Genomic DNA, 22886 nt, shown 5'->3' on the forward strand with positions numbered 1-22886 from the left:
TTCGCCACTGACGCTAGGACGCATGGCGTGGACAGGTATGTGACCGCCCTTACCTACGCACCGGTAGACCACCACACCACGGCACACGAAACCCGGCGGACGCGACTGCTGGGCATCGGCGGCGGCCGGCATCCGCGCGACAGCCGGCGTGCGGCCCACCGGGCAGCGCGTCCAGTTGCCCACTGGTACCCGCCGGGGCTGCTGGAGCAGGGACGCGGGCGGCGGCGCCTGACGAACGGCGCCGCGGAGCCACAGGCGATCAGGCGTCCCCGTCCTTCTCCGCGCTCAGCAGGACATAGCCGAGGGCACTGTCCGCCACGGCCGTACGAGCCGCTTCGAGGGCGACGGGGGCGGCGTCGAGGTCGACGCCGGCGGCGGTGAGCTTGTCCACGGCGGTCATGCGCAGCAGGTTCAGTCTCGCCTCGATCTGGTCGATCATGCGCAGCATGGCCTCGTCGTGGCGATCGGTACGCAGGGTGCGCAGGCCCGCGGCAGCCAGGAGCTCTGTGTACTCGTCCAGCGGCCGGGCGTCGGCGACGCAGGCGATACGGCCGCCGAGTCCGGTGAGTTCGGGCGGGAGGCGGTCGGGGTCGATGGTGACGTCGGTGATGCCCAGTCGGCCGCCGGGTTTCAGGACGCGGGCGAATTCGGCCGCCGCTTGCGCCTTGTCCGGGAAGGTACACAGCGCGCACTCGCACATGACCGCGTCGAAGACGCCATCGGGGTACGGGAGTTGCTCGGCGTCGCCGGTGGTGAAGCGCACCCGGTCGGCGAGCCCGGCAGCCTGGGCGGCGCCCTGGGCGAGGGCGGTGTTGGCGGCGGAGTAGTCCACCCCGTCAACCTGTGCGCCGTAGGCATCGGCGACGAGCAGGGCGGTGGTGCCGCGTCCGGAAGCGACGTCGAGAACACGTGCCCCCGGGGCCACGGCGAGGACGTCGGCGAGGCGCCGGGTCAGGGCGGTACCGCCGGGGTGGTAGGAGTCGCCGAGCAGCAGGGCGACGATGTCGGACGAGTACGCGGCGGCGCAACATGCCTTCAGCTCCTCGCCGGTGGGGGGCTGCGTCATGACGGGGACTCCCCTGCTCCGATCGGGGTGGTGGCGGTCTTCGACCCGTACGGGGTTGCGGTGAGACGGTCGGCGAGCGGCAGCGCGTTGGGTACGACGTCCGAGACCGGTACGCCGGACATCTGCGCGCGGACCTGTTCGCGGTAGCCGACCGAGTTGTACGCGCAGAACGGGATGAGCCGGCCGTCGGGGGTGATCTCCTCGACGCAGCACTTCATCAGCTGCTTGACGTTGAGTGTGTACGGGTCCTGGAAGTCCTGAACCACGATCATGAACGCCTTGTCGTTCAGGTCCTTCACGGCCTCGGGCAGGTCGATGCCGCATGAGTCCGCGCAGTCCAGGGCCTCGGCAGCCGCCCGCAGCTTCTCCTCCGTCGTGGTCGTGCCCATGAAAGCGGAGGCCGACCACAGCTTCTCCAGGGCCTCGCGGATCCCGGCGTCGGGCATCACGCGGTTGGTGACGTAGTCGAGGTGGTCCTCCACGTTCAGCAGCCGCGGGATGGGCACGATGGTGCGGTTGCCCGGCTCGCCGTCGACAAGCAGATAGGTGATGGAGCGGCAGGTCGGGAAGCAGCACGGAACGGGGAAGAAGTCGCCCTTGGCGAACCAGTCCGGCCTCTGCTCATTGATCAGCTTGATCACGTCGGGGTTGGTCAGCCGGTTGAGCGGGTCGAAGGCAAGATGCCGGCCGGAGTGGGTGACCGGCTGGAAGGCGACCGAGCGGACGGCGGGGTGGTCGATGCCGTATTCGATGATCGCGCCGAGTTCGTGTTCGTTGAGGCCGCGCTCGACGGCGGCGACGAGGGTGACGGTCAGCCCGGCCTCGGCGCAGTTGTCCAGTGCCCGCTGCTTGAACGTACGCAGGTCACGGCCGCGGATTTCCAGGTGGGTGCGTTCGTCGAAGCCGTCGAACTGGAGGTAGATGTTCACCGAGCGGCCCGCGACCTGGTTGCGATTGCCGAGTTCGCCGACGAAGGTCTTGTCGGTGGCCAGGCGGATGCCGTTGGTGTTCAGGTTGACGTTCTTGATCGGGCGGGCCTGGGCGAGGTCGATGAAGTCGAGGATGTGTTTGTGGATGGTGGGCTCGCCGCCGGAGAACATCACCACCTCCGCCTCGCCCTCGCTCTCGACGAAGACGTCCAGCATCCGCTCGCACTGCTCGCGCGTGATCGAGTAACCATCCGGCTGGTGGCCGGAGTCGGCGAAACAGATCGGGCAGTCCAGGTTGCAGCCGGTGTTGACCTCGATGATGCCGAGACACGCGTGCTGCTTGTGCTCCGGGCACAGCCCGCAATCGGACGGGCAGCCGTCCCTCACCTCGGTCTGGAAGGTGAGCGGGATGGTGCCCGGCTTGTTGAACCGGGCCGAGGACAGGTACTCCTCCGCGTCCCCGTAGACCAGCGCCTCGAACTCACCGTGCTCGCGACAGCGTTTACGCAGGTAGACCTTGTTGTCGCGGATGTTGACCTGGGCGTCCACGGAGGTCTTGCACATCGGGCAGATGGACTTGGTGAACTCCAGGAACACCTCGTCCCGGTCCACCTTGCGCCGCGGCGCCGGTGCCTGAGTCATAGGGGGAACTCCTCTTCCAGGGGGTGGCTGCAGCCGTTTCACCGCGCGTCGCGGCCGGGGGTGTCCTCTGTCTGTGGCGGGGGCGGTTCCGGGACGGTCGGGCAGCAGTCCTCCGGTCCGGCGCCGCGGCGCCGTCGCGCCCGGCACCGCAGGGCATAGCCGGCAGAGGCGACCGGAACCAGCGCACCGACCGTGTTGCCACGGGTTGCGCAGAGCGCCGCCGACGGCGCCGAGCGCCCCGCCCGGCCGGCAGCAGCGGGCCCGCGCAGCACACCACCGTGCAGCGGCCCGGTGCCCACGACGGCCACGATCCCCCGAGGCCGGCGCACTCACGGGATGCGGGCATGACGGCTCACTTCCGTGCGATCGGCTCGCTCAGGGGCGGGAGTCCTGCGGGCCTGGCGCAGCAGCAGCCACGCGTAGAACAGGGTGAGAGCATCCTGGAGCAGGACGAGCCAGCCGAGCCGCTGGGTCAGGTAGATCCCGAAACAGCCGCAGTTGGCCACTTCCAGCCCGCGTGCGTACGCCTGCACGGCCAGCAGCGACCACACCAGTGACACCGCGCCGTACACCCATACCGGCGTGAGGGCCTTCGAGCGGGGGCGGGCCAGGAACCAGATGCCGCACACCAGCTCCCCTGCGATCACGACGGCGGCGAGTGCGGTCGCGGCGCTGCCGGTCACCAGCCCGTACGCGGACAGGATGGCCGGCATGCGGCCGAAGGAGGCGAGCTGGCCGATGGCCATCGCCGTGTACACCGCGCCCAGCACGATCCTCAGCACCATGATCCGAACGTAGGCCCCGGTGCGGCGCGAGAACTGTAAGCGCGCTCACCGACCAGCCACCCGGCTCGCGGCACGATCGTCCGTACGAAGCCGTGTACGAGTACCGCCGAGCCCCCGGTGTTCCAGGAGATGGCGGCGCCATCGGCGTGGAGTCGGCCCAGGTGTCCGCCCGGTTCGGGACGGTCGTGACCGTCGTGGAGGCGTGCCCTGGGGGTGGGCCCCGCCGGGGCCGCTCCACAGCATCCCGTGCCTTACCGGAGGGCCGAGCGCCGCTCCGCCTCCTTCTTGACCGACGCCAGCGAGGCGGCGACCGTCTCCTCCCAGTGCGCGGCCACCGCCGCGCCCCAGCGCTGCCCCGGTCCCCACAGGTCCGTGCCCAGCTCTCCCTCGTACACCAGGCACGTTCCGGCCCCGTCGTCGGTGAGGAGGAAGGACTCCACGACGTGCGGGACGGGTCCCCGCACCAGCCGGAAGTCCACCCGCTCGGGCCGGGTGAAGCGCACGGTCTCGACGGTGACGGCCGTCAGCCTGCCGCCGGCCACCGGGGTGGAGTGCGCGGCGAGAACCATGTCGGCACCGCGCTCCAGAACCCTCACTTTCTCACGCATCGCCCGGGTGGCCCGCCCGAGATAGGGCTGCGCGATCACGTCGAAGACCAGCTCCTTAGGGGCCTGGATACCGACCACCTGCGGCCCCAGCGGCCGGGTCCGCCGGCCCACGCCCACATCCAGCGGCAGTGCCCCGGTGACCAGCCCCAGATATCCGCCCGCGGCGGCGCCGCCCAGCGCGGCCACGCCCACCAGCTTCGCAAGCCACGTCATGTCCCGCTCCCTCTTCCGCGCGCCGGTCCGGCTTCCAGGAACGACGCTACGGGCAACGCGTCCGCGTGACGGTAAGCGCGCTCACCTTCGCCCCTCGGGCAGGCCGTCTACCGTGAGCGCAGTACCTGTCGCGGGTGAAGCAAGGTCGGCCCACGTGCCCGGCCGGGCGCGGAGACGTGGACATCAGCGAACGCGCTCAGCGCATCCGCGCCGGACTCCCGCGGGGCTCTGTCGTCGACTCGTCTACAAGTCTCCGATGGACAGGGCCCAGCACGACGCCGACCGCGAACGAGTTCTACGAGAAAGTCCGTGCACGCGGAGACATCCCCGGCAGCGAGCGACGGCCGCGCCGGCGGATCCGCAGGCTCAAGGAACTGCCCGCCGCGGATGCCGAGGAGCTTCGCCAACTGCGTGAGGACAACGAAGCCCTCGTCGGAGCACTGCACCAGGCCGTGGCAGAGAACCGGCTCCTGCGCCGGCAGGCCGCCGAGCAGCACCGCAACGTCCGCGTCCTGCCCACCCCTGCGGCCGGTGGACAAGCCGGAGCGTCGTTCCCCGTCCAGCGGCAATCACCGGCTCATATATCGTCTCCCGATATCGGAGTCCGTAGGACCGGCTGTGGCCGAGGAGTGAACTCATGAGCAAGCCATCGCCCGCCGCCGGGATGCCGGACGAACTGCACCGGCGGCTGGGGGTGCCGGATGCCGTCGTGATCGGTCTGGGATCGATGATCGGCGCCGGGATCTTCGCGGCGCTCGCCCCGGCGGCGCGCGCGGCCGGTTCCGGGCTGCTGATCGGCCTGGCGCTTGCCACCGCGGTCGCCTACTGCAACGCCACCTCCTCCGCGCGGCTCGCGGCCCGGTATCCGGCGTCGGGCGGCACGTACGTGTACGGCCGCGAGCGCCTCGGGGCCTTCTGGGGCTACCTGGCGGGGTGGGGGTTCGTGGTCGGCAAGACCGCCTCCTGCGCGGCTATGGCGCTCACCGTCGGCTCGTACGTGTGGCCCGGGCAGGCGCACGCGGTCGCGGTCGCGGCGGTGGTGGCGCTGTCGGCGGTGAACTACGCCGGGGTGCAGAAGTCCGCGCTGCTGACCCGGGTCGTCGTGGCCGTGGTCCTGGCGGTGCTCGCCGCCGTGGTGGTCGCAGCCCTGACCTCCGGTGCGGCGGACGCGGCCCGGCTGGACGTCGGCTCCGACGCCACGGTCGGCGGGGTGCTCCAGGCGGCGGGCCTGCTGTTCTTCGCCTTCGCCGGGTACGCGCGCATCGCCACCCTGGGTGAGGAGGTACGCGACCCGGCCCGCACGATCCCGCGGGCGATCCCGATCGCGCTGGGCATCACCCTGGTCGTCTACGCCCTCGTCGCCGTGGCCGTCCTGATGGTGCTGGGCGCGGACGGGCTGGCCGAGGCGGCCGCCCCGCTGTCGGATGCCGCACGGGCCGCGGGCGCCGCATGGCTCGTCCCCGTGGTCCGCGTCGGTGCGGCCGTCGCCGCGCTCGGCTCCCTGCTCGCCCTGATCCTCGGCGTCTCCCGCACCATCCTGGCCATGGCCCGCGACCGACACCTGCCGCACGCCCTGGCCGCCGTCCATCCCCGCTTCAAGGTTCCCCACCGCGCCGAGCTCCTCGTCGGCGCCGTGGTGGCCGTGGTCGCCGCGACGGGGGACGTCCGCGGGACGATCGGGTTCTCCTCCTTCGGGGTCCTGGTCTACTACGCCGTCGCCAACGCCTCCGCCTGGACCCTCACGCCCGACGAGGGCCGCCCCCACCGCCTGATCCCCGCCGCCGGACTGGCCGGCTGTCTCGTCCTGGCCTTCGCCCTGCCCGTGCCGTCGGTCGTCTCCGGGGCCGGGGTGATCGCTCTGGGTGCCGCCGTCTACGCAGTACGTCGCGCCCTCACCGCGCGGGGCTGACCCCCTTCCGGTCGTTCCCCAGCCCGGTGGGAACGGCCGGGCCGCACGAATCACGCACCGACCTCGCACAGCCGTGCGGCAGCCTCTTCCTGCTCATCGTCGGCGCCGGCGCCCACTCTCTCGACGCCCGCCTCGCCCGGGCGCAGTCCGCGGTCCTGGCCGGGGCGACGACACGCGACTGATCAGGGCGCGTCGTCGGCCAGGACCTCGCGGGCCAGCTCCGCCAGCGCCCGGCGGTCCTCCGCCAGGGCCTTCTTCCCGGCCTCGGTCGCCTTGTAGACGCGCCGGGTGCGGCCGTCGACGACCCGCTGCTCGGAGACCAGCAGCCCGTCGGCCTCCAGCCGGTGCAGCGTCGGATACAGCGTGCCGGGGCTGATCGGGTAGCCGTGGGAGGCCAGCTCCTCGGTCATCCACGCGCCGTGGATCTCCTCCTCGGCCGCGTGATGCAGGATGTGCAGCCGCACGGCGCCCCGCTGGAACTCCCGCACCCTGGCCCACCTCCGGCAGTGACGAAACCGATATCGGTTCTCGATCCTAGCCGTCCCGAGCACACCAGACGGGCCCCGGCGTGATGCCGGGGCCCGCTTCGCGCTTGGCAGGCGGTCAGCTGCAGCAGTCGCAGCCGGGGCGGCAGCCACACGCGTCCGTCTCGGTACCGGCGGCCGTGGTCGCGCAGCAGCCCTTGCCCTGCCAGGCGTCGCGGCCTTCCTTCACGGCGATGGCGGCGATGACCAGGGCGGCAATGGGGTCGGCCCAGGACCAGCCGAGGGTGGCGTTGAGGACCAGCCCGGCCAGCAGCGCGGCGGACAGGTAGGTGCACAGCAGGGTCTGCTTGGAGTCGGCGACCGCGGAGGCGGAGCCGAGTTCACGGCCGACGCGGCGCTGGGCGGCGGACAGGAACGGCATGACGGCGAGGGAGAGTGCGGCGATGACGATGCCGGGGATGGAGCGTTCGGCCTCGCCGGTGCCGGTGAGCGCGCGGACGGCGTCGAAGGTGATGTACGCGGCGAGCGCGAAGAAGGAGACGGCGATGATACGGAGGGTCCGCTGCTCGCGGGCCTCGCGGACGGCGTGGTCGGAGGCGGAGAACTGCCAGGCGACCGCGGCGGCGGAGGAGACCTCGATGACCGAGTCGAGGCCGAAGCCGATCAGGGCGGTGGAAGAGGCGAGGGTGCCCGCGGTGAGGGCGACGATCGCCTCGACGAGGTTGTAGGTGATCGTGGCCGCGACCAGCAGCCGTATCCGGCGGGTGAGCGCGTCACGACGGGCCGGTGAGGGGCCGAGGGACATCGACATCTCGGCGGTCATGGTCAGCAGCAGCCCTTCGTCTCGGCGTCCGGGCAGGTGCGGTCGGCCTCGACGGCGACCACGGCGGTGCGCAGGTCGTCCAGCGCGTGGCCCAGACGTTCGTCTGCGAGTTCGTAGCGGGTGCGGCGGCCGTCGGGCACGGTGACCACCAGGCCGCAGTCGCGCAGGCATGCAAGGTGGTTCGACAGCCGGGTGCGGGAGACGCCGAGCGCGTCGGCGAGGTCGGCCGGGTAGGCGGGTGCGTCGCGCAGGGCGAGCAGGATGCGGCAGCGGATCGGGTCGGCGAGCGCACGGCCGAACCGGGCCAGCACCTCGATGTCAGAGGCAACGGTCAACACACCACGACAGTACAGGTGATCCTGAATTCACGAAACCATGGATCATTTCGTCGTCTGCTCCAAGAATCCCCGCCTTGCCCTTCAAGCCGAGTCGAAGGCATGGCCTCGGTGATGTGAGCACCATGGCGGATCCCCCAGCTCGCCGAACACTCCGGCGTTCCGGCCACCACGCCGCGGTTCCACGAGAGCGCCGGACCGTTGCCCGCCGACCGGTCCCCGGCCGGCTACCGCCCCTACGGCAAGGACGCCGTGGAGCGCCGCGCCTCGCGTTCATCGGCGCGGCCAAGGTGTAGTCGAGATACACCGGCCCGCGTGCGAGTCCGGGGTGCGGCGGGAAGCCGGCGGCGGGGGTTGTCAGGTCAGATCCGCGGCGTCGACGGGCAACTCCGACAGGCGCCACTCCAGCATCCCGTCGCCGAGACGGATGGCCCGCCGGCCACGATCGGTCAGCAGCCGTACGGCGTCGTAGGCGAGAACGCAGTACTCGCCGCGGCAGTAGACGACGATCTCGGTGTCCTCGGGCAGCTCGTTGATCCGGTCGGCCAGCTCGCCGACGGGGATGGAGATCGCGCCGGTGATGTGCCCGGCCCCGTACTCCTCCACCGGCCGCACGTCGAGCACGACGACGTCCCCTGCTGCCACGCGGGCTCGCAGTTCCTCGCGGCTCATCTCGGCTGTGGTGTCCTCGCCGAGGTAGGCATCGCGGGCGGCGGGGACGGCGGCCTGGTGGCGGTCGGCGACCTTCCGCAGCAGCGCGAAGAGCTGGGCGACGTCCTCGCCGGCGAGACGGTAGTGGATGCGTACGCCCTCGCGGCGGGTCGCGACGAACCCGGCGTGCTTCAGCGTCTGCAGGTGTGCCGACGCCGTGGTCAGGTTCAGCCCGGCCGCCTTCGCGAGTGCGTCGACGGTGCGCTCGCCCTGGGCGAGCAGATCCAGCAGCTCCAGGCGCTTTCCGTTGGCCAGCGCCTTGCCACTGACCGCGAACGCGTCGTAGAGGGCGGCCTTGGTGCCGCTCGTGGTGGCCCGCATTGCATCCTCCAAATATCTATGGATTACTGTAACTGATGCCCGGCGGAACCGCTCCCGCCCAGCACCCGTTTCGGGAAGGACACATGATGGGCTTCGCTGACGACCACCTGATTCCGCTGGTCGACGAGGGGCTGGGCAACAGCGCCTACCTCGTCGATCTCGGCGACGGACGTGCCCTCGCCGTGGACGCGAGCCGGGACCTGCGGGCCCTGAAAGCGACAGCCGCCCGGCGCGGGCTGCGGATCGCGTTCGCCGCGGACACCCACCTGCACGCGGACTTCCTCTCCGGCGCCGTCCAGCTCGCCCACGACGACGGGGCGAGCATCCTGGCCTCCGCGGCCGGGCGGCGGGTCTTCCCCCACACGCCGCTCGCCGACGGGGACGAGACCCACCTCGGCGGCCTGACCTTGCGGGCACTCGCCACCCCTGGCCACACGGACGAGCACCTGTCCTTCCTGCTGCTCGACGGCGATCGGGAGCTGGGCGTGTTCACCGGCGGTTCGATGATCGTGAACTCCGCCGCCCGCACCGACCTTCTCGGCGCCGACCGCGCCGAGGAACTGGCCCGTGCCCAGTACCGCTCACTGCGCCGGCTCGCCGCACTGCCGGACGCCACCGCCGTCTGGCCGACCCACGGAGCGGGGTCCTTCTGCTCTGCCCCGCCCGGCGCCGAACGCACCTCCACCATCGGCGACCAGAAGCAGACCAACCCCCTCCTCGCCGCCGCGGACGAAGACACCTTCGTACGACAGCTGGTAGCGAGCCTCGGCAGCTACCCGGACTACTTCGACCGCCTCGCCGAGGCCAATCGGCGCGGCCCCACCGTCCTCGCCGCTGCCCCACTGCTGCCCGCCCTCACCACCGGGCAGGTCAAGACCCTGCTCGCCGACGGCGGCCATCTGGTCGACGTGCGCCCGGCTGCCGACTACGCGGCCGGCCACATCCCCGGCTCCCTCTCCATACCGCTGCGCGGCCAGTTCGGGACCTGGCTGGGCTGGCTCCTGCCCGACACCGCCCCGCTCGTCTTCGTCACGAACGACGACCAAGACCTCAGCGAGATCGTCTGGCAGGCGTACAAGATCGGCTACGAGCGCCTCGCCGGGCGCCTCGCCGGCGGCATGTCCGCCTGGCGCGCCGACGGCAACACCCAGACCACCACCGCCTTCCTCACGGCCGACCAGGCGGAGAACCGCCCGTATCTCGACGTGCGGCAGGAGGCGGAGTTCGCTGCCGGACACGTCCCCGACGCCCTGAGCATCGAGCTCGGCGGCCTCGCCGCCGGCGCCCTCGACGCCCCTGACGGGGCGGTCGTGGCCTGCGGCCACGGTGAGCGCGCCATGACCGCCGCCAGCCTCCTCGAACGAGCCGGCCACACCGACGTCGCCGTCCTCGACGGCGGCCCCGGCGACTACGCCGCCGCCCACGGCCAGAAGCTCGTCCAGGGCACCGAGGACACGCACGCGTGAACACCACCACCTCAGCCACCACGCCGACCGACGCACACGGCCGGCCCGTACGCCTCGGACTGCGGGAGAACTGGCTCCAGTTCACCCTGCTGGTCATCGTCAACATCTGCGTCGGCGGCCTGGTCGGCCTGGAACGCACCACCGTCCCGCTCATCGGCTCCGAGACGTTCGGCCTGACCAGCGACCTGGCCGTCTTCTCCTTCATCATCGCCTTCGGCGTCACCAAGGCGCTCACCAACCTCGCCGCAGGAGCCCTCACCGCGCGCTTCCGCCGCAAGCAGCTCCTCGTGACCGGCTGGCTGATCGGCATCCCCGTGCCCTTCGCCCTCGCCTGGGCGCCCTCCTGGGGCTGGATCGTCGCTGCCAACGTCCTGCTCGGCCTCAACCAGGGCCTGACCTGGTCGATGACCGTCAACATGAAGATCGACCTCGTCGGCCCCTCCCGGCGCGGACTGGCCACCGGGCTCAACGAGGCCGCCGGCTACACCGCCGTCGGCGTCACCGCCCTGCTCACCGGCTACCTCGCCACCAGCTACGGCCTGCGCCCCGTCCCCGAGCTCATCGGCGTCGTCTTCGTCATCGCGGGCCTCGCGCTGGCCCTCGTCGTCCGCGACACCGCCGCCCACGTCGCCCTCGAACTCGCCCACCACACCAAGCCCCTGCCCACAGGCGAGAACACCGGCTTCAAGGCCACCTTCGTCCGCACCTCCTGGCACAACCGCTCTCTGCGCGGCGCCAGCCAAGCCGGACTGGTCAACAACCTCAACGACGGCCTCACCTGGGGCGTCTTCCCACTCCTGTTCACCGACCACGGCCTCGGCCTGGCCGCCGTCGGCGTCATCAAGGGCCTCTACCCGATCCTGTGGGGCATCGGCCAGATCCCCACCGGCCACGTCGCCGACCGCATCGGCCGCAAACCCCTGATCGTCTACGGCATGCTCGTCCAGTCCGTCGGCTTCGTCCTCGCCCTCGCCCTCCTCGACCGCCCCCTGCTCGCCGGCGTCCTGTCCGCTGTGGCACTCGGGCTCGGCACCGCCATGGTCTACCCCGCCCTCATCGCCTCCGTCTCCGACCACGCCCACCCCGCCTGGCGCGCCAACGCCCTCGGCACCTACCGCTTCTGGCGCGACATCGGCTATGCCGCCGGCGCCCTCGTCGCCGGCATCCTCGCCGACGCCCTCGGTCTCAACGCCACCGTCATCGCCGCCGCCGCCCTCACCGCCGGCTCCGGCCTCCTCGCCGCCCGCTGGATCACCGAACACCCCAACCGCTGATCAGCCCGCGAGTCCGCCTGTCCTGCGCATACGGGATTCCTGGGATCGCAGCGGCGAACCACACCCTCGAGACGGCTGGTGGAAGCCGGCCAGGCCCGCGAGCGCAGGCCGCTGAGAGCGATCCGGCCGGCTGCACCGACGCCGAGGTCAGCCGCATCCTCATCGGGACGAACGGCCGGCGCCCATGGTGAGCGCCGGTACCGAACCGGCCCGGCGCAACAGACCGTGCGGGAGGGTGAGCTCGGTCAGGGCGCGTGGGCGGTTGGCTGCTTGCCGTAGTGATCTGTGGGCGGCACCGGTGGGGAGCGTCATTGCGTTCGCGCTGCCTTCCGCCGTACCCACCGAGGTGCGCTGCCGAGTGCCGTCATGGCCGCCAAGAGCGAGAGCGCGGCAAGCAAGAGGAAGAGAGCCGGCGGCGGCCACGACGAGGAGGCTGAGCACGCCGAGGATGGAGCCGGTGGTCATTACGGCGCGGGGACCGCGGGAGTCGAGGATGCGGCCCACGTGGATTCCGGCGACGGCGGAGACGAGGAGCGCTGCCGAAAAGGCGGCGGTGGTCGCGCCGACGGGCCAGCCGGTGGCGGCGGTGATCTGGGGGTTGAGGACGGGGAAGGCGTAGTAGACGATGCCCCAGCTGGTGACCTGCGTGGCGCAAAGCGCGGGCAGTGCGGCGCGGGGCCGCGACCGAGTCCCTGTCCCGGTCGCGGGCCCGTCGGCGCGGGTGGGGAGGCTGCTCACGAGCCGCAGCAACCGCCCGCCGCGGCTTGGTCGGCGACCGCTGCCGGGGCAGGTGCACCGACACCGAGCTGCACGAGCGCGGGCGCCGGAGCGCGGCAGCCTCCACCGTCCGCCTGCCCGGCAGCCGGGTCGTCGAAGAGTCCGGCGCCGCCGCAGACCCCGGTCTCGGGGAGGGCGAGTTCGACTCGGTCGGCTGCTTCGAAGTCGCCGGCCAGGGACGCGGCGACGGAGCGGACCTGCTCGTAGCCGGTCATGGCGAGGAAAGTGGGGGCGCGGCCGTAGGACTTCATGCCGACCAGGTAGACGTCCTTCTCGGGGTGGGACAGTTCGCGGTGGCCGTGGGGGTAGACCGTGCCGCAAGAGTGCTGGTTGGGGTCGATCAGCGGGGCCAGCTCAACGGGTGCCTGGAGACGGTCGTCCAGGTCGAGGCGGAGCTCGTCGAGGAAGGTGAGGTCGGGGCGCAGGCCGGTGAGCACGAAGACCTCGTCGACCGGGTCGAGACGTCGGCCGTCGTCGCCGACGAGGACCAGGCGGCCGTCGCCGTCGCGGTCGATCGCCTCGGTGCGGAAGCCGGTGACGGCGTCGGCGTAACCGTCGTCGACGGCGGCCTTCGCGGCGAGGCCGAGGGCGCCGCGGGCGGGGAGCTGGTCGGCTTCGCCGCCGCCGAAGGTGGAGCCGGAGATGCCACGGCGCAGGATCCACACGCCGTGCGTGCCAGCGCCGTCGTCCGCCTTGGCCAGGTCGGCGAGGCTGGCGAGCGCGGTGAAGGCGGAGGCGCCGGAGCCGATGACCGCGGTGCGCCTGCCCGCGTAACGGGCCCGTACGGCAGGGTCCTTGAGGTCGGGGACGCGGTAGGTGATGCGGTCGGCGGCCGCCTTCTCGCCGAGCGCCGGGAGGCCGCTGCCGCCCGCCGGACTCGGGGTGGCCCAGGTTCCGGAGGCGTCGATCACGGCGCGAGCGAAGACACGGTCCTCGCCGCCGTCAGCCGTGCTGACGTGCACGACAAAGCACTGCGCCTCCCGGTCGGCATCGACGATCCGGTCACGACCGCTGCGAGAGACACCGGTGACCCGGGTGCCGAAGCGCACTCTGTCGCCGAGGACGTCGGCGAGCGGCCGGAGGTACTGCCGGGCCCATTCCCCACCTGTGGGGCAGGTGCCCGCGTCGGGCTTCACCCAGCCGCTCGGGGCCAGGAGCTTCTCGGCTGCCGGGTCGACGACTTCGCCCCAGGTGGAGAACAGCCGCACGTGCGACCACTCACGCACGGCCGCACCGGCGGCGACGCCTGCTTCCAGGACCAGGGGCTCGAGGCCGCGCTCGAGGAGGTGGGCGGCGGCCGCAAGTCCGGCCGGACCTGCTCCGATCACGACGACGGGAAGCTGCTGAGGGCTCATGGTGCTCGGGTCTCCTCGGTGCGAAAGGGGTCAGCGTGCGCAGATCAGGGCGGTCAGCTGCGCGTGCTGTTGATGTTGTGTCGCTCGGTCGACGTTGTCGCCGACCTGGGCGCAGGTGTCGCAATAGCTGATGCCGGCCAGGTGGCGGGCGGTGCGGCGCGAGCGGCGGCGGCGGCGGTGAGCGCGGTACGGATTGCCGTTGTCATGAGACGCCTTGATTCGATGCCTGTCGATGTCCAAGGTTGGCACTTGCTTCGACGCGTGTCAACATAGACGCACATCGAATTCAGAACTTGTGGGGCTGCCCGTCCTGCAGGAGGAGGCCGTGGTGGCCGTGCTGCGCAGCACCCACTGGGGCGGGATGTGCACTGGTGGTTCAAGCACACCCGCTTCGACATCGCCCCTCGCTGGCCGGCGAAGGTGCCGGTCCCCGTCCTCGACGACGGGGGCTACCGCACTGCCCTCGAGGAGTACGGCGTGGACCGACGGGAGATGTTCACCCGCCTCACCCAAGACGGCGTGCCGTGGGGCGACGGCACCAAGGATGCGATCGACACGGTCATCTGGGCCACCGGCTACAGACTCACCTTTCCTTACCTGAGCGGCAGCGGCGCCCTTGACGCTGACGGCCCGCCCCGGCGCCGAGGGGGCATCGCCACCGTGCCGGGGATCGGGTTCGTCGGCATGGAGTTCCAGCGCAGCTTCTCCCCCAAGACGCTGCGCGGTGTCGGCCGCGACGCGGCGCACGTCCCGGCCCAGCCGGACACGCTGACCGCACCGTCCTCAAGGGCGCGGTTCCACCCTTCGCTGCAGACCCGCAGTTCTTCCTCGGACAGGTCGAGGTCGCCGTGTACGCGCACCGTGCTGGTGTCTCACGGCCGCAGGCCGTCGCGGCACGGGGTGAGCAGGACCCCGAGGGTGGAGGATTCCTCGGTTCGCCCGTTGCGGAGGTGACTTCGTGGTGCCGCAGCTGCGAGCTCGTCAGAGATGCCGAACGGGGCAGAGCCTCCAGGGTGCGGGTGGATCACCACCACACGTGACTCGTCCGCCCGGCCCGATGCCGGTCGATGATGCGCAACTCTGCACGCCCGCAGTTGAGTCGCGAGAGCAAGGCCGGTCGGCCCCGCACCCACGACCAACACGTCGAGCGACGGCTCGGCAGCCATGACAGCAGTCCGCCGCGTCACGAGCAAGCCATCCTCCGAGCCGCCGCGCGTCAGCCGATGTTCGTCAGCGCGTCACCCCCGGCACACGTACATCGGCAAATATCTATGTTCATGGCCCTCCGGAAAAAGACCGCGGTGCACCACCGACCCATGGACCGCAAACGGCTGTACAGCGTCGCCGCGGCGGCGATGGTCGGCGCACTGAGCCTCGCGGCATGCGGCCGCGGCGATGCGAGCAGCGACGACCGTCCGTCCGAGACTCCCAACAGTCGCATTGACTGCGCCGAGTCGGGGAAGATCGCCGGCTCGGGTTCCACTGCGCAGCAGAACGCGATGAAGCACTGGATGCAGGAGTACCAGAGCGCGTGCCCTGGGGTGCAGATCCGCTATGTGCCCATCGGATCCGGTGGCGGTGTTGCCCAGTTCATGCGCGGAGCCACGAACTTCGGCGGGACCGATGCCCCTCTTTCGGAGGAGGACTTCGAGTTCTCCCGCAAGACGTGCCCGGGGAGCAGGGCCATCGACCTGCCGATGGTCGGCGGTCCCATCGCCATCGGCTACAACCTCGACGGCGTGGACAGCCTTGTCCTTGATGCTCCGGCCATCGCGCGGATCTTCGACTCGCAGATCACAAAATGGAACGACCCCGAGATCCAGCGTCTGAATCCTGGCGTGGAGCTGCCGGCTACCGAGATCAGCGCGGTGCACCGTTCCGACAACTCGGGCACCACCCAGAACTTCAACGCATATCTGGCGGAAGCCGCGCCGCAGGACTGGCCGTACGAGAAGGAGAAGGCGTGGCAGGCCAAGGGCGGTCATTCAGCGGCCGGTTCTGACGGGATCGTCTCGACCATGCGCAGCAGGGACGGCTCCATCGGCTACTTCGAGTTGTCCTTCGCCGAGGCGGAAGGCATGTCCACCGTCAAGCTGGACACGGGTGCACCGGAGCCGGTCGTCGTCTCTGCCAGGACTGCGTCCGCCGGTATCGCCGCGGCCCATGTCGCCGGAAGCGGCAAGGACATGACGCTGGAGTTCGACTACCGGACCAAGGCTCCGGGCGCTTATCCGATCGTCCTGGTCACGTACGAGATCGTCTGCGCCGGTGGGAACCAGGCCGATGTCCTGCCTGCGCTGAAGTCCTTCCTGACGTACACCGCGAGCGAGGAAGGCCAGAAGGACCTTGCCCGTATTCACTACGCCCCGCTGCCCGAAGTCGTGGCCGCGCGGGTCCGGCATGTGGTGAGCACACTGTCCTGATCCGCAGGGTCACACGGTCTGCAACAGTGCTGAGATCTCCCGGGCGGCGTCGCGGGCGGGGCGTCCGACGCCGATGAGGGTTGCGGAGGCGGGTCCGGTCCAATCGCCGTAGCCGAGCAGGTGCAGCCTCGGTTCGGCGGTGGCGCGGGTGCCGGTGGTGGGGATGTGACCGCGCGGGCCGCGCAGGCCGAGGGGCGCGAGGTGGGAGAGTGCCGGTCGAAAGCCGGTGCACCAGATGACCGCGTCCGCGTCGGCGGTGGTCCCGTCGGCCCACTGAACGCCGTCGGCGGTGACGCACGTGAACATCGGAGACGCCTTGAGCAACCCGGCGTCACGGGCTGCTCCTACGGGCGGTACGGCGACGATGTCGCCGAGCGAGGCGACTCCGCCGGTGTCGGAGCAGCCTTCGTCGAGGGCGCGGCGGCGGGCGGTGGCCGCGTCGAACAGCGCGCGGCCGTCGATGTCGTCGGCGAGATACCGGGGCGGGCGCTGGGTGACCCAGGTGAGGTCGACGCCGGCCAGCGCGAGGTCGGCGGCGATCTGAGCGCCGGAGTTGCCGCCACCGACGACGATGACGCGCTGTCCTGCATGGTCGGCGGGGTTGCGGTATGCGACGGCGTGCAGCCGGCGGCCGGTGAAGCGGTCGCGGCCCGGGACGGCGGGAAGGAAGGGCTGGGACCAGGTGCCGGTGGCGCTGACGACCGCCCGCGCCGACCAGTCCCCTTCAGCGGTCTCCACGCGGAGCCGATCACCGTCGCGGCGCACGGCCTGGGCCCGGATCCCGTGCTGGACGGGCAGTTCGTAGCGTTTCTCGTAGTCCGCGAGGTAGTCGACGACGTGCCGCGCGTCGGGGTACGTCTCGCCGGACTGCGGCGGCATGATCCGTCCCGGCAACGAGGAGTAGGCGGCCGGGGAGAACAGGCGCAGTGAGTCCCAGGTGTGCTGCCAGGCGCCGCCCGGCGTGGACTGTGCGTCGAGAACGACGAAGTCCACGCCGAGGCGGCGCAGGTGGTAGCCGGCGGCGAGCCCGGACTGGCCGCCGCCGATCACCACCACATCGGCGCTCTGTGTCACAGGGCCGTCGTGAACTTCTTGCGCCAGGCCAGCGACACGTATACGAGCGCCACAAGGACCGGGACCTCGATGAGGGGGCCGACGACGCCCGAGAGGGCCTGGCCGGAGGTCACGCCGAAGGTGGCAATGGCGACCGCGATCGCAAGCTCGAAGTTGTTGCCGGCCGCGGTGAACGCCAGTGTCGTCGTGCGCTCGTAGTTCAGGCCGATCATCTTGCCCAGCAGGAAGGTGCCGAACCACATGACCGCGAAGTACACCAGTAGCGGCAGGGCGATGCGGGCGACGTCGAGCGGCTGCGAGGTGATGGTCTTCCCCTGCAGGGCGAAGAGGATGACGATCGTGAAGAGCAGGCCGTAGAGCGCCCAGGGGCCGATCTTCGGGAGGAAGTTGCTCTCATAGCTCTCGCGGCCGAGCTTCTTCTCGCCGATGCGGCGGGTCAGGAAGCCGGCAAGCAGAGGTACGCCCAGGAAGATGACGACGTTGAACGCGATCTCCCACATGGAGATGTCGAGGGACTCACCGTTGCCGAGGCCGAGCCAGCCGGGCAGCAGGTCGAGGTAGAACCAGCCCAGCACGCCGAAGGCGATGACCTGGAAGACGGAGTTCAACGCCACCAGGACGGCGGCGGCTTCGCGGTCGCCGCAGGCCAGGTCGTTCCAGATGATGACCATGGCGATGCAGCGGGCGAGGCCGACGATGATCAGGCCGGTGCGGTACTCGGGCAGGTCCGGCAGGAAGATCCAGGCGAGCGCGAACATCACCGCCGGGCCGAGGATCCAGTTGATGACGAGCGACGAGATCATCAGCCTGCGGTCGCCGGTGACGGCGTCGAGCTTGTCGTAGCGGACCTTCGCCAGGACCGGATACATCATGATCAGCAGGCCGACGGCGATCGGCAGTGAGATGCCGCCGATCTCGACCTTCGCCAGGGCGTCGTTCAGGCCGGGGATCAGCCGGCCGAGCCCGAGTCCCAGGCCCATGGCGATGAGGATCCAGACGGCGAGAAAACGGTCGAGCGTCGAAAGCTTCGCGACGACCGAGGCTTCCTCGGTCGTCGCGGGCGCTTCGGTGCGGGTCACGGACATGCCCTCTTCGTGTCGGTGGCTTGGGTGGCACGGGCGGCCCTGGCGAGCTCCGCGAAGGACCCCGCCACGGCCTCGATGACGTCCGGGCGCAGCTTGTAGTACGTGAAGCGGCCGCACGGCTCGGACTCGACGACCCCGGCCTCGCGCAGCACCCTCAGGTGATTGGAGAGGTTGGTCTGCCGGGCGCCCGTCTCTTCCACGAGATGGGTTGTGCAGAGCGTCTCTTCGGCGAGGAGGGTCACGATCCGGAGCCTGAGCGGGTCGGCGAGCACCCGGATCAGTTCAGTGTCGACTGACGTCATCATGGGCTGATACTGTCACATCAGTGGCCGCTGACGCCACCGGGTGCTGATGTCACCGGTGCCTGATCGACGTGAGACAAGAGAGACCCGCCTGATGTCCGAGAAGCCCTCTGTGCTGTTCGTCTGTGTCCACAACGCCGGCCGGTCCCAGATGGCGGCCGCATGGCTGAGCCACCTGGCCGGCGACCGCGTAGAGGTCCGCTCGGCCGGGTCCGCCCCGGCCGACCAGGTCAACCCGGCGGCCGTCGAGGCGATGCGCGAGGTGGGCATCGACATCACCGCCGAGACGCCGAAGATCCTCACGGTCGACGCGGTCAAGGCGTCCGACGTTTGCATCACCATGGGCTGCGGCGACACCTGCCCGGTCTTCCCGGGCAAGCGCTACCTGGACTGGACGCTCGAGGACCCGGCCGGCCAGGGCGTCGAGGCCGTCCGCCCGATCCGCGACGAGATCAAGAAGCTCGTCGAGGGCCTGATCGCCGAGATCGCCCCGGAGAAGACCGCGTGAGCGAGAACGTGGACGAGATCCGGAACGTCATCGTCATCGGCTCCGGGCCCGCCGGCTACACCGCCGCGCTGTACGCGGCCCGGGCCCAGCTGAAGCCGCTCGTCTTCGGCGGCGCGATCTTCGTGGGCGGCTCGTTGACCACGACCACCGAGGTCGAGAACTTCCCCGGCTTCCCTGAGGGCATCGACGGCCCCGCCCTCATGGAGAACATGCGGGCCCAGGCGGAGCGTTTCGGTGCCGAGATCGTCGAGGACGATGTCGTTTCCGTGGACCTGCTCGGCCGCGTCAAGGAAGTCACCGACTCCACGGGCACCGTCCACCGGGCGCGCGCCGTGATCGTGGCGACCGGCTCCGGCTACCGCAAGCTCGGCCTCCCGAACGAGGAGGAGCTCTCCGGCCGGGGTGTGTCCTGGTGCGCGACGTGCGACGGGTTCTTCTTCCGGGACCGCGACATCGTCGTGGTCGGCGGCGGCGACACCGCGATGGAGGAGGCCACCTTCCTCACCCGCTTCGCCCGCTCGGTCACCGTCGTCCACCGGCGCTCCACGCTGCGCGCCTCGCAGGTCATGCAGAACCGGGCGCTCGCCGACGACAAGATCTCCTTCGCCTTCGACAGTGAGATCGCGGAGATCAAGGAGGAGAACGGCATGCTCGCCGGCCTCGTCCTGCGCGACACCTTCAGCGGCGCCACCCGCGACCTCGACGCCACCGGCCTGTTCATCGCCATCGGACACGACCCGCGCACCGAAATCTTCCAGGGCCAGCTCGACCTGGACGACGAGGGCTACCTGCTGGTCGCCTCCCCGTCGACGCGTACGAGCATCCCCGGCGTCTTCGGCGCCGGCGACGTCGTCGACCACACCTACCGCCAGGCCATCACCGCCGCCGGCTCCGGCTGCGCCGCGGCCCTGGACGCCGAGCGCTACCTCGCCGCCCAGGCGCACGAGGAGCCCGCGGAGCCGGAGAAGACTCCGGTCGCGGTCAGCGTCTGACTCGTTGAAAGGAGGCCGCGATGGCCCTGAAGACCGTGACCGACGATTCCTTCGAGTCGGACGTCCTGAGCAGCGACAAGCCGGTACTGGTGGACTTCTGGGCCGCGTGGTGCGGCCCGTGCCGCCGGCTCGCACCCTCGCTCGAGGCGATCGCGGCCGAGCACGGTGACGCGATCGAGATCGTCAAGCTCAACATCGACGAGAACCCCGCCACCGCTGCGGAGTACGGTGTGATGTCCATCCCGACGATGAACGTCTACGTGGGCGGCAAGGTCGCCAAGACGATCGTCGGCGCGAAGCCGAAGGCAGCACTTGAGCGCGACCTCGGGGAATTCCTTACCGGGCAGACCGTCTGACGCGCGGAACGACAGGGGTGCTGTCGGGTAGGGGCGGATCCCGGCCCGGCGGCACCAGGCCGTGCTGCCGCTGATGCCGCCCGGGCGGTTCAGCCCACTGTGGCGCGGCGAAGTGAGAGCGAGCGACGGGATCAGACCCGTACGGGTTCGAGGATGTCGCGGATGCGACGCAGTCCCTCGTGGTTCACGGAGAACCAGGCCCATGTACCCCTGCGCTCGCGGTCGAGCAGACCGGCCTCGGTCATGATCTTCAGGTGGTGGCTCACCGTGGGCTGACGCAGGCCGAGGCAGTCGGTCAGGTCGCACACGCACGCTTCGCCGGCCGGTGAGCGTTCGATCAGCCGCAGTATCTGCAGCCGTGTGGGGTCGGCGATCGCCTTGAGCGTGGCGGCCATGCGCTCGGCCTCTTCACGGTCGATCAGCAGGCATGCGAGATGAGACCCGCAGGTCGACGCGTCGTCATCCGCGACCGTCTCCGTCGCCTCGTATGCAGTGATAGCCATCTATTCACCATAAGTGCCGAGCGGTGGCGCACCCGGGCTCCGAACGCCCCACAGCTCCGAATTCACCGACCGTTCACTTTCGACCGAGGCAGGACACAAACATAGATGGTCACCTATGATTAGGTCCGGCCTGCGGAAAGGTGCGCCATGAGTGAACAGTCGCCGCTCGGTCCGGCCACACCGCCGTTGCGTGACACCGGCGCCCTGCTCGCCCGGATCGCCGCCCGACTCGCTGCCCGTCACAGCCGCGCCTTCTCAAGGGCGACGGTCGAGCAGTACGTCGAGGAGTGCGCCCTTCTCCTGAACGACAGCGCCCGTACCGACCGCCACCTTCCCGTTCTCATCGAACGCTTCGCCGACCACCGGCTGCGTGCCCTCGCGCGCGCCCGAGGTCTGTCGACCGGATCCGCGCCCGCGGTGCTGTTCGTCTGCACGGAGAACGCCGGGCGCTCACAGCTGGCCGGCGCCCTGCTGCGCCACTACTCCCAGGGAGCCGTTGTCGCCATGACCGCGGGCTCGGGGCCCACGGCGGACATCTCGCCTGTGGTGCTGTGGCTGCTGGCGGAGCAAGGGCTCGACATCGGCGAGGAGTTCCCCAAGCCGCTCACCACCGAGGCCGTCGATGCCGCGGATGTGGTGGTGACGCTCGGCTGCGGTGACGCCTGCCCCGTCAGGCCGGGCCGCCGCTACCTCGACTGGGACCTGCCGGACCTCAGCGGCCTCGACATCGAGAGCGCGCGTTCCGTACGGGATGCGCTGAAAGTGCGCGTCGAACAGCTTGTGGGTGAGCTGCGGGCGCAGGCAGCGGCCTGAGCGGCCGACCCGCCGGAGCAGGCCCGGACGACTGTTCCAAGCGGCCGTCCGGGCGCATGCGCGCGAGAGCCCGACATCAGTTCGTGGCACCGGACTTGGACGAGCGCAGCCGTTGTTGGCGGAGCATGTGACCTTGAGCATCTTGCGGTACGTCCGTGCGACCCTCTCGCAGGTCGCCGAGTGCGACCGTGCGCCGGCCACGAAACTGCCGCCGCCCCGGCCGTGGATGAAGAGCGCGCGGACGTTCTCCAGACCGGCTGACCCGCCTGCGTCTCGCTCCGCCATTTCCCCCACCCCCATTTCGCTGCCCAACAGCCTATGGCTTCGGGCTCGAGCGGGCAGGCTCGGGGTGCGCTCCGGCGGACCGGGACGAGCCGCACTCCAGGCGGTACCCCATCCCTCGGATCGCGTCGATGGTGCAGCAGCTCCCCGCGCCTTCCCGGAGCCGGTTGCGCAAGCGACGGACGTGGACGGTGAGCGTGTTGCTGTCCAGGGTGTCCGTGCCCCACAGCGCCTGTGTCAGCTCCCGGCGGGAGACGAGCCGGTTGGCATTCTCCATCAGGTGGCGCAACAGCATGAATTCACGTACGGGCAACTGGAGCGAGCGGCCCCGTACGTGCACGTGAAACCCGGCCGGATCAAGCTCGATGTCACCGACGACCAGCATGTCGGCCGACCCGTCACCCTGGGCCAGGCCGGTGAGGAGCGGCAGTATCTCCTCGATCCGGTACGGCCGGGTCACATACGCCACGGCGCCTGCGGACAGGGCGGCGGTGGCTTCCTCCGCCCCGTCCGGCCCGGCGCCGACGATGACGGGCACCGGGCTGAGGCGGCCGACGAGCCGGGTGACGTCGGCGGCCCCGACCACCGGCAGCGGAGCTCCGAGGAGGACCGCGCCGGGGTGCTGGGCTCCGACCTGGAGCAGCGCTTCGGCGCCGTCGTGGCAGGTGATCACGGTGACGCCGGCCGCCGCGAAGCGAGCCATGGCGCGGGCTGCGAGCTTCTCGTCGGGCTCGGCGAGCAGCAGTGCGGGCCGCTTGCCCTCCAGCGCCTCGTCCGGCTCGGCCTGGCGGGCGCTGCTCGGTGGTCGTCGTGCGTCGGGGTTCACCCGGGAACTCCTTCACGTGATGC

Annotated in this window: 25 protein-coding genes and 1 pseudogene; 10 read left to right on the top strand and 16 right to left on the bottom strand. The window is 70.7% G+C overall.

Translation table 11 applies throughout. The annotated features are described in order from the left end of the window. Nucleotides 1-259: 259 nt before the first annotated feature. From ACZ4SA_RS15800 to ACZ4SA_RS15815, 4 genes are all read right to left on the bottom strand, one after another. Nucleotides 260-1066, bottom strand: coding sequence for a class I SAM-dependent methyltransferase (locus tag ACZ4SA_RS15800; RefSeq protein WP_468274400.1), 807 nt, complete (start codon nucleotides 1064-1066; stop codon nucleotides 260-262). Continuing rightward, on the bottom strand, nucleotides 1063-2637 hold the full coding sequence (locus ACZ4SA_RS15805; RefSeq protein WP_468274402.1) for a radical SAM protein: 1575 nt from the start codon (nucleotides 2635-2637) through the stop codon (nucleotides 1063-1065). The genes ACZ4SA_RS15800 and ACZ4SA_RS15805 overlap by 4 nt, the downstream gene beginning before the upstream one ends. 329 nt (nucleotides 2638-2966) lie before the next feature. Next, nucleotides 2967-3422, bottom strand: a complete 456-nt coding sequence (locus tag ACZ4SA_RS15810) for a MauE/DoxX family redox-associated membrane protein (RefSeq protein ID WP_468274404.1) — start codon at nucleotides 3420-3422, stop codon at nucleotides 2967-2969. Nucleotides 3423-3673: 251 nt separating this feature from the next. Further along, nucleotides 3674-4243: an SRPBCC family protein gene (locus ACZ4SA_RS15815; protein ID WP_468274406.1), complete on the bottom strand. Its 570-nt coding sequence runs from the start codon at nucleotides 4241-4243 to the stop codon at nucleotides 3674-3676. 637 nt (nucleotides 4244-4880) lie between these two features. On the opposite strand from ACZ4SA_RS15815, the gene ACZ4SA_RS15820 reads away from it, so the two are divergent. Both ACZ4SA_RS15820 and ACZ4SA_RS15825 read left to right on the top strand, forming a co-directional pair. Then, on the top strand, nucleotides 4881-6152 hold the full coding sequence (locus tag ACZ4SA_RS15820) for an APC family permease (protein WP_468274409.1): 1272 nt from the start codon (nucleotides 4881-4883) through the stop codon (nucleotides 6150-6152). 26 nt (nucleotides 6153-6178) lie between these two features. Beyond that, complete coding sequence (locus ACZ4SA_RS15825) at nucleotides 6179-6334, top strand: hypothetical protein (RefSeq protein WP_468274411.1); 156 nt, start codon at nucleotides 6179-6181, stop codon at nucleotides 6332-6334. Here ACZ4SA_RS15825 and ACZ4SA_RS15830 read toward each other — a convergent pair whose 3' ends face one another. The 4 genes from ACZ4SA_RS15830 to ACZ4SA_RS15845 all read right to left on the bottom strand — a co-directional run bounded on the left by ACZ4SA_RS15830 (nucleotide 6335) and on the right by ACZ4SA_RS15845 (nucleotide 8827). Beyond that, a complete protein-coding gene (locus tag ACZ4SA_RS15830; protein WP_468274413.1) occupies nucleotides 6335-6640 on the bottom strand; it encodes an Rv3488 family transcriptional regulator in 306 nt (101 codons plus the stop codon). Between the two features lie 115 nt (nucleotides 6641-6755). Further along, a complete protein-coding gene (locus ACZ4SA_RS15835) occupies nucleotides 6756-7460 on the bottom strand; it encodes a cation efflux transmembrane domain-containing protein (protein WP_468274415.1) in 705 nt (234 codons plus the stop codon). Nucleotides 7461-7462: 2 nt separating this feature from the next. After that, nucleotides 7463-7798, bottom strand: a complete 336-nt coding sequence (locus tag ACZ4SA_RS15840) for an ArsR/SmtB family transcription factor (RefSeq protein WP_468274417.1) — start codon at nucleotides 7796-7798, stop codon at nucleotides 7463-7465. A gap of 354 nt (nucleotides 7799-8152) precedes the next feature. Then, complete coding sequence (locus ACZ4SA_RS15845) at nucleotides 8153-8827, bottom strand: ArsR/SmtB family transcription factor (RefSeq protein WP_468274420.1); 675 nt, start codon at nucleotides 8825-8827, stop codon at nucleotides 8153-8155. Nucleotides 8828-8910: 83 nt separating this feature from the next. Between ACZ4SA_RS15845 and ACZ4SA_RS15850 the strand changes: the two genes are divergently transcribed. Both ACZ4SA_RS15850 and ACZ4SA_RS15855 read left to right on the top strand, forming a co-directional pair. After that, complete coding sequence (locus ACZ4SA_RS15850; RefSeq protein ID WP_468274423.1) at nucleotides 8911-10293, top strand: MBL fold metallo-hydrolase; 1383 nt, start codon at nucleotides 8911-8913, stop codon at nucleotides 10291-10293. Next, the gene (locus ACZ4SA_RS15855; protein WP_468274425.1) at nucleotides 10290-11567 is read left to right on the top strand and encodes an MFS transporter; all 1278 of its coding nucleotides are present in this window, start codon (nucleotides 10290-10292) and stop codon (nucleotides 11565-11567) included. Before ACZ4SA_RS15850 ends, ACZ4SA_RS15855 begins: the two co-directional genes overlap by 4 nt. A 416-nt stretch (nucleotides 11568-11983) precedes the next feature. Here ACZ4SA_RS15855 and ACZ4SA_RS15860 read toward each other — a convergent pair. The 3 genes and pseudogenes from ACZ4SA_RS15860 to ACZ4SA_RS15870 all read right to left on the bottom strand — a co-directional run. Continuing rightward, nucleotides 11984-12305 (bottom strand): annotated as a pseudogene (locus ACZ4SA_RS15860) (MFS transporter); the annotation flags it as partial. Continuing rightward, complete coding sequence (locus tag ACZ4SA_RS15865; protein WP_468274588.1) at nucleotides 12302-13699, bottom strand: NAD(P)-binding domain-containing protein; 1398 nt, start codon at nucleotides 13697-13699, stop codon at nucleotides 12302-12304. The gene ACZ4SA_RS15865 and the pseudogene ACZ4SA_RS15860, both read right to left, overlap by 4 nt. A gap of 30 nt (nucleotides 13700-13729) precedes the next feature. Next, on the bottom strand, nucleotides 13730-13939 hold the full coding sequence (locus ACZ4SA_RS15870) for a hypothetical protein (RefSeq protein ID WP_468274428.1): 210 nt from the start codon (nucleotides 13937-13939) through the stop codon (nucleotides 13730-13732). Nucleotides 13940-14062: 123 nt separating this feature from the next. Between ACZ4SA_RS15870 and ACZ4SA_RS15875 the strand changes: the two genes are divergently transcribed. Together ACZ4SA_RS15875 and pstS are read left to right on the top strand one after the other, a co-directional pair. After that, nucleotides 14063-14653, top strand: a complete 591-nt coding sequence (locus ACZ4SA_RS15875) for a hypothetical protein (RefSeq protein WP_468274430.1) — start codon at nucleotides 14063-14065, stop codon at nucleotides 14651-14653. Nucleotides 14654-15015: 362 nt separating this feature from the next. After that, a complete protein-coding gene (gene pstS / locus ACZ4SA_RS15880; protein ID WP_468274433.1) occupies nucleotides 15016-16122 on the top strand; it encodes a phosphate ABC transporter substrate-binding protein PstS in 1107 nt (368 codons plus the stop codon). 9 nt (nucleotides 16123-16131) lie between these two features. On the opposite strand, the gene ACZ4SA_RS15885 is transcribed toward pstS, so the two are convergent. The 3 genes from ACZ4SA_RS15885 to ACZ4SA_RS15895 are packed head-to-tail and all read right to left on the bottom strand — an operon-like array spanning nucleotide 16132 to nucleotide 18586. Further along, nucleotides 16132-17196: an ArsO family NAD(P)H-dependent flavin-containing monooxygenase gene (locus ACZ4SA_RS15885; protein WP_468274435.1), complete on the bottom strand. Its 1065-nt coding sequence runs from the start codon at nucleotides 17194-17196 to the stop codon at nucleotides 16132-16134. Beyond that, nucleotides 17193-18275 (bottom strand): ACR3 family arsenite efflux transporter, encoded by a 1083-nt coding sequence (arsB, locus tag ACZ4SA_RS15890; RefSeq protein ID WP_468274437.1) that lies wholly within the window; start codon nucleotides 18273-18275, stop codon nucleotides 17193-17195. Before arsB ends, ACZ4SA_RS15885 begins: the two co-directional genes overlap by 4 nt. Continuing rightward, entirely contained in the window at nucleotides 18272-18586 is a 315-nt protein-coding gene (locus ACZ4SA_RS15895; RefSeq protein ID WP_468274440.1) for an ArsR/SmtB family transcription factor, read from the bottom strand. The genes arsB and ACZ4SA_RS15895 overlap by 4 nt, the downstream gene beginning before the upstream one ends. A 91-nt stretch (nucleotides 18587-18677) precedes the next feature. On the opposite strand from ACZ4SA_RS15895, the gene ACZ4SA_RS15900 reads away from it, so the two are divergent. From ACZ4SA_RS15900 to trxA, 3 genes are read left to right on the top strand one after another with little or no spacing between them, the layout of a single operon-like run. Further along, a complete protein-coding gene (locus tag ACZ4SA_RS15900) occupies nucleotides 18678-19091 on the top strand; it encodes an arsenate reductase ArsC (protein ID WP_468274442.1) in 414 nt (137 codons plus the stop codon). 8 nt (nucleotides 19092-19099) lie between these two features. Then, nucleotides 19100-20083, top strand: a complete 984-nt coding sequence (gene trxB / locus ACZ4SA_RS15905; protein WP_468274590.1) for a thioredoxin-disulfide reductase — start codon at nucleotides 19100-19102, stop codon at nucleotides 20081-20083. Between the two features lie 20 nt (nucleotides 20084-20103). After that, a complete protein-coding gene (gene trxA, locus ACZ4SA_RS15910) occupies nucleotides 20104-20439 on the top strand; it encodes a thioredoxin (RefSeq protein WP_468274445.1) in 336 nt (111 codons plus the stop codon). 131 nt (nucleotides 20440-20570) lie between these two features. Here the strand turns inward: trxA and ACZ4SA_RS15915 are convergent, their stop codons facing one another. After that, nucleotides 20571-20942, bottom strand: a complete 372-nt coding sequence (locus tag ACZ4SA_RS15915) for an ArsR/SmtB family transcription factor (RefSeq protein WP_468274448.1) — start codon at nucleotides 20940-20942, stop codon at nucleotides 20571-20573. A gap of 147 nt (nucleotides 20943-21089) precedes the next feature. Here ACZ4SA_RS15915 and ACZ4SA_RS15920 point away from each other — a divergent pair, with 147 nt between their 5' ends. Beyond that, nucleotides 21090-21755 carry an arsenate reductase/protein-tyrosine-phosphatase family protein gene (locus ACZ4SA_RS15920; protein WP_468274451.1) on the top strand — a complete coding sequence of 222 codons (666 nt, stop codon included), beginning with the start codon at nucleotides 21090-21092 and terminating at the stop codon, nucleotides 21753-21755. Between the two features lie 316 nt (nucleotides 21756-22071). On the opposite strand, the gene ACZ4SA_RS15925 is transcribed toward ACZ4SA_RS15920, so the two are convergent. Beyond that, complete coding sequence (locus tag ACZ4SA_RS15925) at nucleotides 22072-22863, bottom strand: response regulator transcription factor (RefSeq protein ID WP_468274453.1); 792 nt, start codon at nucleotides 22861-22863, stop codon at nucleotides 22072-22074. Nucleotides 22864-22886 lie beyond the last annotated feature (23 nt).

The sequence above is a fragment of the Streptomyces sp. NPDC027962 genome (assembly GCF_055566095.1).